Here is a 12,448-nt window from a genome sequence, read left to right as displayed (position 1 = left end):
TTTCAAAAAGGTCACCCTCCTACAACTAATGTATCATACATCAATTGTATTATACATGAATATGATTTTTTCACAAGTTTAACGTAAGCCAATATTACAACATGGACGAGATTTTTCTCTCGTTTAAAAGGAGAACGTCCCAAACCTGGAAGATCCAAGATCCATACAGGTTGACCAGTTTTTTCATGAAGCTCTTGTGCTAAAGGAAATAAATCCTCTCCATCACTCAATAAACCATGTAATAAAATAAATGGTTTACCCTCTCCTTGTAATTGATAAAGGGTAGTGTTATCGCATAATGTTCGTTTAAATAAATGATTATGCTGGCCATTTTGATATATCATTCGATAATCCAGATCTGCTACTACGGCAGGGAAAAATTTTATTACACTCGTCTCCTTAAACCAATCTCCTCCCATAATTTTTTTCGCTGAAACATTTGAAAATTTTCGTTTTGTAATAAAATTCAGTCCATCCGAAGGAATTTTTGTTATTTTACTTACTCCACTATTCATAATTGCTTTCATAAGTGGCATTGGGACAGAGATTTTTGGTGCCCTCATATTCATACTTTCCGACATAATACTTAATAATTCAGCAATGTTCTGATCGTGCTGTTTGTCTTCAACAAGTGTATATGTTTGAATAGTCGGTTGTTCCAATCTGAAAACCTGCACAATAAACTTCGCAAGCTCATCGTTTGAAATAAGTGGTAACCTATATCCCTTACCTCCAGGAATCACTGGCATGAGCCCTCTTCGCATACTCATCACAAGCAAACCTAATCCTGCTATCTGCTCTGTACTCCCTGTTTTACTACTACCGACTACAGTTGGCGGATTAATTACAGAAAGCGGATAACCTACCGCTGATGCCTGGTGACGGATATAAAGATCTGCTAAAAATTTTGTTCTCTCATATGGATTTTTTATTTTCAAATCATTGTTTCCTTCTTTAAACGCATCAATTGCAATCTTGCTATTTTTATCATCAAAGGGACTCATATAACCTACAACATGAATAAATTGTTGCAAGCCCTTCAATTGATGAATACTTTTAGCTAATTCACTAATATGTTTTGCACCATTTAAAAATACGGAAGATGCCTCTTTATTTGTCGCTTGAATATCCATGGGGCCTCCTGCGTGAATAATCACATCCGTTTTCAATACCCTCTCCTTATCTTCAGCACTTAGACCTAAATCTATTTTCGTCAAATCACCTTCAATAAAGTGCATAACTGCCTTTTGTAAGATGCCTCTTTCTTGAAAAAGGCGTATTGCTTTACTTTTCGACCTCACTAAAAGAAGGATTTTAACATCCTCTTTGGCTAATTCTTTCACTAATTGCTTTCCAATAAAGCCTGTTCCACCAATTAAAAATACTGTTCTCATATAAGACCTCCATTTAGTACTATACAGTACTAATTTGATGTAAAAAAAATGCTTCTTTTATCGAAGCAATTTTAAAAAATGATCTGCTGTTTTCGTGATTACAGTTGCATCCTTCAATGTTTCTGAAATAAATAACGCTCCTTCAAGATTTGTAATAAAAAGGGATGCAACCTCATCAATATTAATCGTATTTCTGAATTCTCCATTCTCTACCCCTTGTTTAAGTAATAGAGAAACTTTCTTTTGTAATCCTGTAAAAAAAAGACCTATTTTTTCTTTTATTTGCGTGGCCTGTTTAGGACTTTGAATATAAAGAGTAATAAATGGACAGCTCCCCTTATACTCTCTCGACTGAACTCCTTGTGATAATTGTTTTAAAAACAGTTGGATACGATCTTCAACTAAAAATTGGGTCTGAGAAAGTACGTCATCAATTGCAGATTGATACATTTCAATCCAATAATCAACGACCCCTTCTAATAATACTTCCTTATTAGAAAAGTGATAATACACATTAGACTTTGAAACTTTGCTTACACGTACTAATTCATCCATACTTGTATAAGCAAACCCTTTTTCTAAAAATAATGTTGCAGCTACTTCAATCACACGTTTTTGATTCATTAATTTTACCTTTGTCATAACTAGAACTATATAGTACTAATTTAAATGTTGCAAGCATTTATGTTAATTTTGAAAAAATTTTGATTAAAAAAATTCTACTAACATTGATTTTACTGCAAAAAAATCTTAGCATCAGTGTTACGCAAAAAAGAAAAGGAGTGGATCCCCCCACTCCCTTTAACCATCTACCCCTGATTCCTCTGCGCCCCTCTAAACTCCTCCTTCACCTTCTCTAACAACCCTTCTTCCGTAATTAATCGATACGCTGTATTTGCTAGTGCTTTTGCGGATGTAATTAATGCTTTATCTCCTAATTCTGAACGTGCTGCTTCTCTAAATTCATTCGTATGTGCAATTAAATTGTCTGGACCGATTTTAATGTATGGGTGAATTGTTGGTACGACTTGACTTACGTTTCCTGCGTCTGTTGAGCCGATGCCAAATCTTTCTTTCCGATTTACGTCCTCACCTTGTAATTCTAGTTCTTCGGCTACGACGTCATTAAATGTTTTTGTTACGAGTAGTTCATCGATTTCATTTTGGAATTGATGAATTTTCACTTTCGTACCTGTTGCTAATGCTGCTCCCTCTGCGATACTTCTTACTTTTCCTGTTATTTCCGCACATCTTTTTCTCGTTGCTGCACGGATGAAGAACCTTGCTGCAGCGTAGTCAGGAATAATGTTAGGTGCTTTTCCGCCTTCTGTAATAACACCATGAATTTTCACATCTGACGGAAGTTGTTGGCGAAGTGCGTTAATGCTGTTATACAGCTGGATAATCGCATCTAATGCGTTAATTCCTTCTTCTGGTGAAGCTGCGGCGTGAGCTGTTTTTCCGTAAAAATGAAAATCAAGTGGATCGACTGCTAGTGAAGGGCTCGTTGTCGCTGTTTTTCCGCTCGGATGAATCATAAGTGCCGCATCGATATCTTTAAATAAACCAGCTTTTACATAACTCGCTTTCGCACTACCGTTTGGCCCTCCTTCTTCAGCCGGAGTACCAAACACGACAACTTCCCCGCCAATTTCTTCAAGCGTTTCTGATAATGCGATCGCTGCCGCAACGCTAATTGTGCCAATTAAATTGTGACCACACGCATGACCGAGTCCTGGTAAAGCATCATACTCAGCTAAAAATGCGATAACTGGTCCTTGTTTTCCTGAACTTTTTCGCGCGATAAAACCTGTTTCATGTCCAGCTATATTGTGTTGTAATTGAAAACCTGCGCTTCCTAGTAATAAACTCAACGTTCTTGATGCGTAAAACTCTTGGTTACCAATCTCCGGATTCGCATGAATATCGTGACTTGTTTCTATGTACTTTTCCTTATTTCTTTCAATACTCTCTTCAATTATTTTTCTTTGTGACGTTACTCCTGTCGCTCCCATTTTTCTTCCCCCTTATATTTTCACATAAAAAAGCCTCTTTCTAAAAGATAGAAAGAGGCTTCTGCATATACAGTCAAAATGAGCTTCTTTCTTATCTTTCAAGTTACCTTGCTGGAATTGGCACAGTATTCATAACGAATCTGCTGCCGAGGTGTCATAGGGCCAGTCCCTCAACCTCTCTTGATAAGAATTTTCATAAAATTATATTAAATTACATTCATTCTAAGTTCATTCCGATTAAAAGTCAAGGAATTCCTATCCGAATTTACCGAATATCTAAAAACCCTTTTAATACACCAATTGTTTCTGGTGCTTGCAGCCTTGCACATACGTATGGAAATTCCGTACTACCTTCAAACATCATTTGAGATGTGAGTGGCGCTCCTGCCCAGAAGATTTCATCATCGATTACGATAAACGGGAATGCTTTGTTTTGTCTTTGTAACTTTACATTTTTTAACGGAACTGGTCCATCACTATACACTGTTATTTGCGCATTTGTACGCATTAACGCTTGCCATACTCGTTTATCCACTTGCTTTGTGCTTGGAAGTGAAATAATAATCTTTCGTTTTGCAGCTAAAATATCTTTTAATAACACTTTCGGCTCTTCAAGATTCATTTCCATAAACCAGCGTAAACGTTTCGAAATTTTCCGCTCCCACAATTGTCTTGATGTCGTGCGATCATACACATCTCCGTGACGTTCTATATGAGCTGTTAATTGTGATAAAGCTTGTTTTCTCGAAAGGTTTTTACGCATATAATGGCAATCTGATAATTGAATGAACTTCCCTCTCGCTCTCGTTACAGCTACATTGACGAGGCGATGGTTTTTATGGTCAAAGAATAACACGCCTGGTCGTTCTTGCGGATAACTATCCACTGTATCAAAAATCATCATATCTCTTTCAGACCCTTGAAACTTATGAACCGTCGCTGCTAAAACAGGTATGTTTTGATATTTCGTTCTCTGCAACATTTCTCTAATGCACGTTGATAAAAAGCGGGATTGTGCTCTGTAAGGTGTAACTACACCGATCGATTGAACACCATCTAGCAGTCCGATTAACATCATTTGCATCGCTACTAAACCTGACATAATGTTAAAACGAGAACCTGAAGCAGCATCTTTTAACGAAAAGGCGCCCATTAGACTCGTATCAAATAAAATACTTGCCTCATTTGCGAACGGTTGTAGTTTCGCAAGTTCTTTACGCTCTGAAACAGATGCATGGTCATATACTCTATTTTTATAAATAAATGAGTTTGTAAACTTCGATACATCCGCATGCATACGTCTTTGTTCCTGCAACATAAAAAGGTTCGGATGCCCTTCTGATTTATTGACAGACTCAACAATCCCCGCATGGTAAAACATATCTTCCCCGAGCCATTTTCGAACGAGTTCATGGTTCGCCATCGCAATTGGAGGTAACTGTAAAAAGTCACCACATACGACGATGCGTTTTCCAAGTGAAGCAGCTAATGCAATTTGCGGCACATATGCCATACTCACTTCATCTACGACAACTAAATCAAATGTACGCTCATAAATCAGTGAATCAATAGCACATTTCGATAAAGTTGCGCCGATTACTTTTGCATTTTCGATGTATTCTTTTTCTACTTCTTTAATTTTCGCTTTTTGCTTTCGAAGATCACTTTCAATCTCTTGTATACGCTTCTTATCAGCAGAAGTCGCTTTATATGATAAAATCTTTTCACGAAGATCTTGTCGTGTTTCCTCTAAATAGAGTCTTTCTTCTCCCCAAGATCCGTTCGTCGTTTCAACTAACTTCGATGCAAGCAACGTTTCATGATTTCGTATATGATCATGTTGGCTATAACCGTAACGAACAATTTCGCCAGGCGTCCATTTCTTTTTCTTCTCAATTTGCTTCGTTACTTCGCTCATTAATACGTCCACTGCCGCATTACTATGAGCTAATACAAGTACCGATTTTCCTTTTTGATAATGCGCTGAAATAATACGTGATAAATTGTAAGACTTCCCTGTTCCAGGTGGTCCCCACACGTACGTTGTCGGATTGTAAAATGAACGATACGCCAATTCATTTTTCGGATTTTTCATCTTCTCAATATGTTTCGGACTGCTCGTCCCATCAACAAGACGCTTTATACGATTACGTTTTAACTTATCTTTATGTGCCTCTTTCAATCGCTCTTGTAGTTGCTCTAACAACTGCCACGGTTCACTGTATAAAACAGCTTCTCGTATTTCACCTTGCATATAGTCATTTAATTTCAGTTCTATTTCTAATCCATGTACAGATAATACTTCTCCTGTCGCTTCCTCACCATCGAACTCAATTCGAATTGGTGAACCTTCCGGTAAGCTTACTTCCGAAATAAGCTGAAATACGTATACTGTACTTTCATAATCTGTATATAAAAAACGACCGTTCATGATAGAAATTTTACTACCACCTATCGTTTTCCAATGTTTAATTTCATACGCTAATGCATAATGCCACTCTTTCATCGTTGCCGATAATGAAGGAGTTTGAGTAGGTGTATTCATCGTATAATCTCCTTCCTTCTCCCCAAACATACTTTCTCACTATACCATATAACACGCTAAAATTTGTAAGGTTTTTATCTTGCTTATTTTCTTAATTTTCAATAACATATTGTATATAATTTTCAGAAAGAAGGGGTCTACATGCCAGTTAGAAGAATCGAACACGTCGGACTTATGGTTACAAACTTAGAAACATCTATTTCATTTTATGAAGAAGTAGTCGGCTTACAGATCATTAAACGTATGGGTCACCCGAATCCAGACTTAAAACTCGCTTTTTTAGGTGTAGAAGAATCGAAGGAAACGATACTCGAACTCATTGAAGGTTATAACTCTTCTCTTCCGGCAGAAGGAAAAGTACATCACATTTGCTTTAAAGTGGATTCATTAGAGGATGAAATTGAAAGGCTAAAGAAACAAAAAGTAACCTTTTTACTAGGAGAAGAAATTGAAACATTACCAGATGGAACACGTTACATATTCTTCGCTGATCCTGATGGAGAGTGGATTGAGTTTTTTGAGACGGAGAGATAAATGGAATAACTTTCGGAATGCAACGAAATTGGTCAGAGCCTCCCTATGAAACAGAATGGGATTTCTTTATAAAGTCTTTATTAAACGGAAAAACTGATGCACTTATACACCTATCACTTCTAATTATTATCATTACTTTAGATTTAGCATTTATATTTTATTATAAAAATAAAAAGAAATAGGATATTCTCTCCTATTTCTTTTCTTAATGTTATAAAAATCTTTCAAATAGCTCTAACTTGCACAATGCTTCCCGTTAATATAATACGCTGATTCTGTGAAAACCGTAAATACAACCTCTACTTCTGGAAGTCCAAAATCCATTACATATGTAGTAATAGCCTTGGCAAATCGATCACGAATTTCCTGTCCACGCTCGAACCATTTCACTTCAATAAGAGGAAACGCTTCTATTTCTTCTCCATTAAATACAAACGTAGAATTTGGTAGTTCCAAGGTAAAATTATCCGTACCACACTCACAGATTTCTGCGAGTTCTTCTACTAATGGCTTGCTTATACTTTTTAATTGTTCAGTAGTAATTCCACGAAACACAACATGCGGCATGTTAATCCCTCCGTTACATAGCTTTATATTTGCTCACATCATAACACAATTTATTTTGCTGCACTAACATTTTAATGACATTCTTAAGAATGATCATATGTTATTGAAGCTTTTCATTAAGAATATAATCAGGAGTGAGTAATAGAGCAAAATCCTCTAGTTTAATCATCGCACCAGTCTCATTCTTTTTTGAGAATGCCAGACCAAGGAGTTCCTCGTAAAGTATCACTGACTACTGATAATGACTCTTTATGCAGATTAAACAGGTAGATAGGGATATACAGCTCTTCTTTTATGGTACACTTCAATAAAAGGGGGTACGAGGTTTGAAAAAGTGGATTAAAATCACATTAAGCTTAGTTATTACTATAGCAGTTGGTATTTTTACTGGTTACAAAGTAGGTACGTATGCAGGTTCAGACATTAAGGAAAAGCAAACTGAGAAAATTAAAGGAGAAGAGGTAATACTTGACCTCAATTCTGGTCGTCATATAATCAATGCAATGCACAAAATGACTCATCAAAAAGTACTATCTCACGAAAAGCAAAGATTTATTAAAATGACTCCAGAAAACATCGAAACAGTACGTCGAGTAATTGATGAAAGTAATAGTGGAACCTTACAACATAAAGAACAGTACCTCAAGATTTTGGTTCGTTGGTATGAAGGTGATTTCTCTCAATCCGTTGCAGAGCATAATTTATTATGGGAATGGGAAAATAACAGCACTGGTCAAGCATACGAATTAGCGACACCGGAACAAGAAAGAGCATACATTCTAGAACAAGGAAAGTCTGAAAAACAATAATGGCGTATTGTCACATCGGTATTAAACTAATAAAAAGAGATATCCCTAAATAAAAAACACGCTACTCTTTCTGTAGATTCATAGGAAAGTATAGCGATGAGATATTCCCTCTATTTCTCCCGTATCGATACGCGAGAATCAACATTATTTATTATATGCCAAAACAATAACAAAAACGGACCTGTTATCAGGTCTCTTCTCGCATTTTTAAGTCCTACAACCTTCATCACTCCTAGTTACTAAATATTAGTTATGTTCATAATTTTGTAACATGTATAGACGGGTATATATGTTATAATCAACTTAGCAAATTACAAATAAATTTGCATTTCCTGTGCCCCTTACCTCCCAGTAAGGGGCGTACCCTTTTATAAATCATTATTTCAATACAACTTTTTCCGCAGTACTTTCTCGTCAATTTCACAAGTTTAAGAACTCTCATACGTTACCTTTTCCAAGGAACTATATGAAGATACACGAATCCCTATTTATATAGGAATTTTTTTATAAAGGAAGAATTCAAAAAAGTAGGGATTATCCCCTCCTTTTTTTGAATTCCGTAACCCTTATTATTTACTATAACCACGATTCAGTTTCGTTAACTTTTCATTGATGTGAAAAATTCTTACTCTAATATCTTTAATACCAGATGCTTGCAGTCTGTTTTTATGCATTTCGGCGTATTTGTCAGCATCTTGTTTTTCTTCAAATACATAGATGCCTCCAGCTTCTTTCGTTTCTTCGTTCTCCGTCCATATTTTCCAATGGAATCCTTCTTCTTTATTAATACTTTTTGCTAAATCCAAAAATGCTTTTTCCATTTCTTCACCAAAAGGACCTTCAAACGGAAAATCAACTTGTAGTAAATATGCCATTTTCACTCACTCCTATGTTCAATATTTTCAATTCGAATGCATACAGTTTAACGGCTGTTGTCATAATTCAATAAAAGCTCCCAGATTGCGGTAGATATTTTTAAATATTATTTTGTTTTTTTGACTTGATTATAATAAAAGATGGACTTCGCGATTCGTTTATTAAATCTGGCATTTTCTCTATCCCTGCCAAAGTTGATTGTGGTTCGATTATTTTATCCAGCGAAAACCCGTGTTCAATTAAAGTATTTATTAATGTGGCAACTGTTCGATGATAAATTACCACACTATCGTCAACAAACCAGTTGTGTACTCTGATTCCTTCTTCTTGATAATTACCTAATGCCCAGTGTGATTTATTACCATCCTCAGTTTTTATCCAATGGTTGCTCCCTTTGCGAGCTGTTGCTATTGGGTGTTCGGTTGAAAAGATAAATTCACCACTGCTTTTTAATAGTTCATTAATCTTTTGAATCATTGCCGAGTAATCTTCAATGTAATGTATAGAGAGGGAACTTATAATCAGATCAAACTTTTGATTGGTTAGTCCCATATCCTCCATAGGAAGACACATAAATTCTATGTTATCATCCTGATTTAACTTTTTAGCACGTTCAATCATATTTTTGGATATGTCTACACCTACTACGTTTTTTGCACCATTTTCTATACAATACTTTGAAAAATGACCATCACCGCAACCCAAGTCTAATACCGATTTTCCTTTCAAACACAGAATTAATGATTTGATTGCTGGCTGTTCTATGAAGTCATTAGCGTTTATTCCACTTTCACGCAACGCTGTGTAGTTTTTGAAGAAATTCGGATTATCGTAAACATTTTGTTTCACTTACATCACTCCTCTGATAAGTTTTTCATAGATTAAGCTGACTTCTGTTTCCAAATTATCATACTAACCATAAAAATTTTGTCATCCTTTTATTATAGTAATGTTTTTTAGGAAGATATCTCGAACTCAATACTTTCACAATCCTGCCCGTTTGCTGAATAAACTGTTGTAGATACTATACTGTATTAAGAAAATTAACCTTTATTTTAATTTTTTTAAAAATCTTACATGAAATTAAACTTATATAATGTTAGCTTGATGGGCATAGAGAACCGCCCACATTTTAATTATGATTTTGATTTAAACAATGCGTTCTGAGACACTACTCTCCTTCTAAAATAGCGTAATAATATTCATCCCACCATTCATTTCCATGGGGTATACACTTCCTGAAATATCCTTCTCTTCTCATTCCAATTTTCTCCATCAATCGATATGACGGGGTATTTTTGGGCTGACATGTAGCTATAATTCTATGTAATTTCATTTCCTTAAACCCATATTTTAATGTAGCTTGTGCTGCTTCAGAAGCATATCCTTTATTGAAATATTTAGGATTGAATACCCACCCAATCTCATAAGTATGGTCACCAAAATATTTATGAAAAACAATATGACCAATCAGAATATTTTCATCTACCAGTATCACAGGAAAGTTCTCTGCATTTTCACCCATATTTCTATTTACAAAGTTTCTTGTATCTTCTTCAGTAAAAACCCCTTCAGGTATGTATTTCATAACATTGCTATCTGATGTATACTCATGGACATCTTGCCAATCTTTGAACTCAAAATTTCGTATTAATAATCTTTCTGTTCTTATAAACATTTACTTTTCTCCTCTCAAAAAATCGTTTCTTTATTTCAAATCCACATTCAACCCTTAAACTATCTTACAGATTCATCATAGAAACTACATGAATAATAATTTGATAAATATATCATATAACAAATATTAGCATTCATACATTTCGAAAATTATGTTAATTAAGGACAAAAATAGCTTTTTCTTAACTATTCTTAATTTCGTTTACTACTAACTTCATTTTACTTAAATAAAATGCTGGATCTGATTTTTTTTTGCAAATTCTTGTGAATGAGTAACAACAATTACGCATTTTGTTGAGTTTAAATTAAAGTCTACTTCTCCCTGATGTTTCCCCTTTTTATTAAGTATTTCAAATCTAACATGTTGTGTATATAATACATAAAGATTATTGGATTTTGAATCAACATATACGCCCCTTTTATTTAAAAATAAGAAAACCCCATATTCAATAAAAAATACAGGGTTTTTATAAAACAGTTTATTTTGTTTACAGTTATACTTAGTCGAAAGAAGTTCGTGAATGAAATATTACTTATCCAATTAAGAAAAATTCATATACCAGCCCAAACATCTTTTCCATATCGTCCTTCATCTTGCACACGTTCCAACCAATCCCTTGCTTCTTGTTCACTGACTTCATGAATTTCTTGATAGGCTTGACAAAGGGTGTCTTCTACGTCAGGAGCCATTTTACTTCCATCACCACATATATAAAGATGAGCCCCATTATCTAATAACGAAATTAAATTGATTCTATCTTGTTTTATTAAATGCTGTACATATGTTTTAGGATATCCTTCTAGGCGAGAAAAAGCTGTGTGTAAAGAGATTAATCCATCTCTTTCATCATTTTCTAGTTCTGTACGATAAAGATAATCCTTTTCAGGATGACGACAACCAAAGTATAGATGTGCTTCTCCTAAGTTCATACCTTTTTGCTTTTGAACACGACGCGCTTGCAAGAATCCACGGAATGGTGCAATTCCAGTACCTGGTCCAACCATGATAATTGGTGTTTCTGGATTTTCAGGTAATTGAAAGTTTGATTGTGGCGTTCGAATGAAACAAATAATCTCATCTTTATTATGGCGCTGAGCTAAATAATTAGAAGCGACTCCTTCATATGTCCCTACCCCACTCCATGCAGGTGCATGAACAACACCAACCGTAATGCTCAGACAATCCTGCGCAACGAGTGGAGAGCTTGAAATAGAATAGTAACGCGGTTTGAGCGCAGGAAGAAGTTCTAAAAAGCGTTCAAATCGGATTTCACAAGCCTCATACTTTTCAAGAAGATCCAACATTGACATACGTTTCTTTAATATTTGTTCATGATAAACTCCCTCTTCCAATAATGATTCCAATTCCTTTTTATGAGGGGGGCATGCTGTGAATGTCACCATTTCTCGTATTTGTGCCCGAGTGGCTGCTTCTTGCACTTCTACACTATAACTAAGAAGGTCATATAAACGAACAGGACTGTCTAAAGGTATGTGATTTACACTGCGCCCACTTGCGCTCAATATGACTTGATCCTTTCCGTTTAATCCAAAGCGTTTTAAAATTCGGTTGACATTTTTCTCACTATTAATTGGCAGCACCCCAAGGTGGTCTCCTTCTTTATACGTAGCGCCTTCTGGCAAGGATATCTCAATATGTCGCGTGCTTCTTTCGCTGCTAGATGATTGAAGCTCACGATTTTCTAGTATAGATGCATAAACCGCTTCATATGTTCGCGCAAGAGGAGATCCTCCAAGACGACTAACAAATTGTAAACTTAATGTACTGCGTTCTTTCTCCATGTTTTTGTTAAGTTCCAACCCAAATGCCTTCATCGCATCAGACCACATACTTTGTTTCCATTGCTCGAGCTGTTCCTCGAAATCACCACTTGCATCCGCTTCTCCATGTGTAGAAAATCTTGTTGCTCCTTTTTGAGCCATTTGCTCATCAATGTATCGTTGGGTAAGAATCCAGTGCCTTGCCTAATTGCTTAGGTAGGTTCCCAAGTCCTCCCCACCGAACCGTAC

The 12,448-nt window shown here is 35.6% G+C and carries 9 protein-coding genes, 3 pseudogenes and 1 riboswitch; of the genes and pseudogenes, 3 read left to right on the top strand and 9 right to left on the bottom strand.

Annotated elements, in window-relative coordinates; translation table 11 throughout:
- Positions 1-62: 62 nt before the first annotated feature.
- From PDL00_RS34250 to PDL00_RS34235, 4 genes and pseudogenes are all read right to left on the bottom strand, one after another.
- A pseudogene (locus PDL00_RS34250) lies at positions 63-1,394 on the bottom strand (alpha/beta fold hydrolase); the annotation flags it as partial.
- Between the two features lie 57 nt (positions 1,395-1,451).
- On the bottom strand, positions 1,452-2,018 hold the full coding sequence (locus PDL00_RS34245; RefSeq protein ID WP_063259541.1) for a TetR/AcrR family transcriptional regulator: 567 nt from the start codon (positions 2,016-2,018) through the stop codon (positions 1,452-1,454).
- Between the two features lie 185 nt (positions 2,019-2,203).
- On the bottom strand, positions 2,204-3,409 hold the full coding sequence (locus PDL00_RS34240; protein WP_270733800.1) for a M20 family metallopeptidase: 1,206 nt from the start codon (positions 3,407-3,409) through the stop codon (positions 2,204-2,206).
- An 88-nt stretch (positions 3,410-3,497) separates the two neighbouring features.
- A riboswitch (SAM riboswitch) is annotated at positions 3,498-3,599 on the bottom strand.
- 75 nt (positions 3,600-3,674) lie between these two features.
- On the bottom strand, positions 3,675-5,984 hold the full coding sequence (locus PDL00_RS34235) for an AAA domain-containing protein (protein WP_270733799.1): 2,310 nt from the start codon (positions 5,982-5,984) through the stop codon (positions 3,675-3,677).
- Positions 5,985-6,095: 111 nt separating this feature from the next.
- Here PDL00_RS34235 and PDL00_RS34230 point away from each other — a divergent pair, with 111 nt between their 5' ends.
- Positions 6,096-6,488: a VOC family protein gene (locus PDL00_RS34230; RefSeq protein ID WP_270733798.1), complete on the top strand. Its 393-nt coding sequence runs from the start codon at positions 6,096-6,098 to the stop codon at positions 6,486-6,488.
- Positions 6,485-6,670: pseudogene (locus PDL00_RS34225) on the top strand (hypothetical protein); the annotation flags it as partial. The gene PDL00_RS34230 and the pseudogene PDL00_RS34225, both read left to right, overlap by 4 nt.
- A gap of 52 nt (positions 6,671-6,722) precedes the next feature.
- On the opposite strand, the gene PDL00_RS34220 reads toward PDL00_RS34225, so the two are convergent.
- Entirely contained in the window at positions 6,723-7,055 is a 333-nt protein-coding gene (locus tag PDL00_RS34220) for a DUF1904 family protein (RefSeq protein WP_270733797.1), read from the bottom strand.
- Positions 7,056-7,381: 326 nt separating this feature from the next.
- Between PDL00_RS34220 and PDL00_RS34215 the strand changes: the two genes are divergently transcribed.
- Positions 7,382-7,864 (top strand): PRK06770 family protein, encoded by a 483-nt coding sequence (locus PDL00_RS34215; RefSeq protein ID WP_270733796.1) that lies wholly within the window; start codon positions 7,382-7,384, stop codon positions 7,862-7,864.
- 569 nt (positions 7,865-8,433) lie between these two features.
- Here the strand turns inward: PDL00_RS34215 and PDL00_RS34210 are convergent.
- From PDL00_RS34210 to PDL00_RS34195, 4 genes and pseudogenes are all read right to left on the bottom strand, one after another.
- A complete protein-coding gene (locus PDL00_RS34210) occupies positions 8,434-8,739 on the bottom strand; it encodes a monooxygenase (protein ID WP_061677738.1) in 306 nt (101 codons plus the stop codon).
- Positions 8,740-8,839: 100 nt separating this feature from the next.
- Positions 8,840-9,589 (bottom strand): class I SAM-dependent methyltransferase, encoded by a 750-nt coding sequence (locus tag PDL00_RS34205; protein WP_270733795.1) that lies wholly within the window; start codon positions 9,587-9,589, stop codon positions 8,840-8,842.
- A gap of 322 nt (positions 9,590-9,911) precedes the next feature.
- Positions 9,912-10,418, bottom strand: a complete 507-nt coding sequence (locus tag PDL00_RS34200; protein WP_270733794.1) for a GNAT family N-acetyltransferase — start codon at positions 10,416-10,418, stop codon at positions 9,912-9,914.
- Positions 10,419-10,969: 551 nt separating this feature from the next.
- A pseudogene (locus PDL00_RS34195) lies at positions 10,970-12,379 on the bottom strand (diflavin oxidoreductase); the annotation flags it as partial.
- Positions 12,380-12,448: the final 69 nt, after the last annotated feature.

The sequence above is a fragment of the Bacillus cereus group sp. TH152-1LC genome (assembly GCF_027710505.1).
Lineage (GTDB): Bacteria > Bacillota > Bacilli > Bacillales > Bacillaceae_G > Bacillus_A > Bacillus_A mobilis.
The sequence above is the reverse complement of the archived record's forward strand: the minus strand, read 5'-3'. Positions and strand labels throughout refer to the sequence as shown.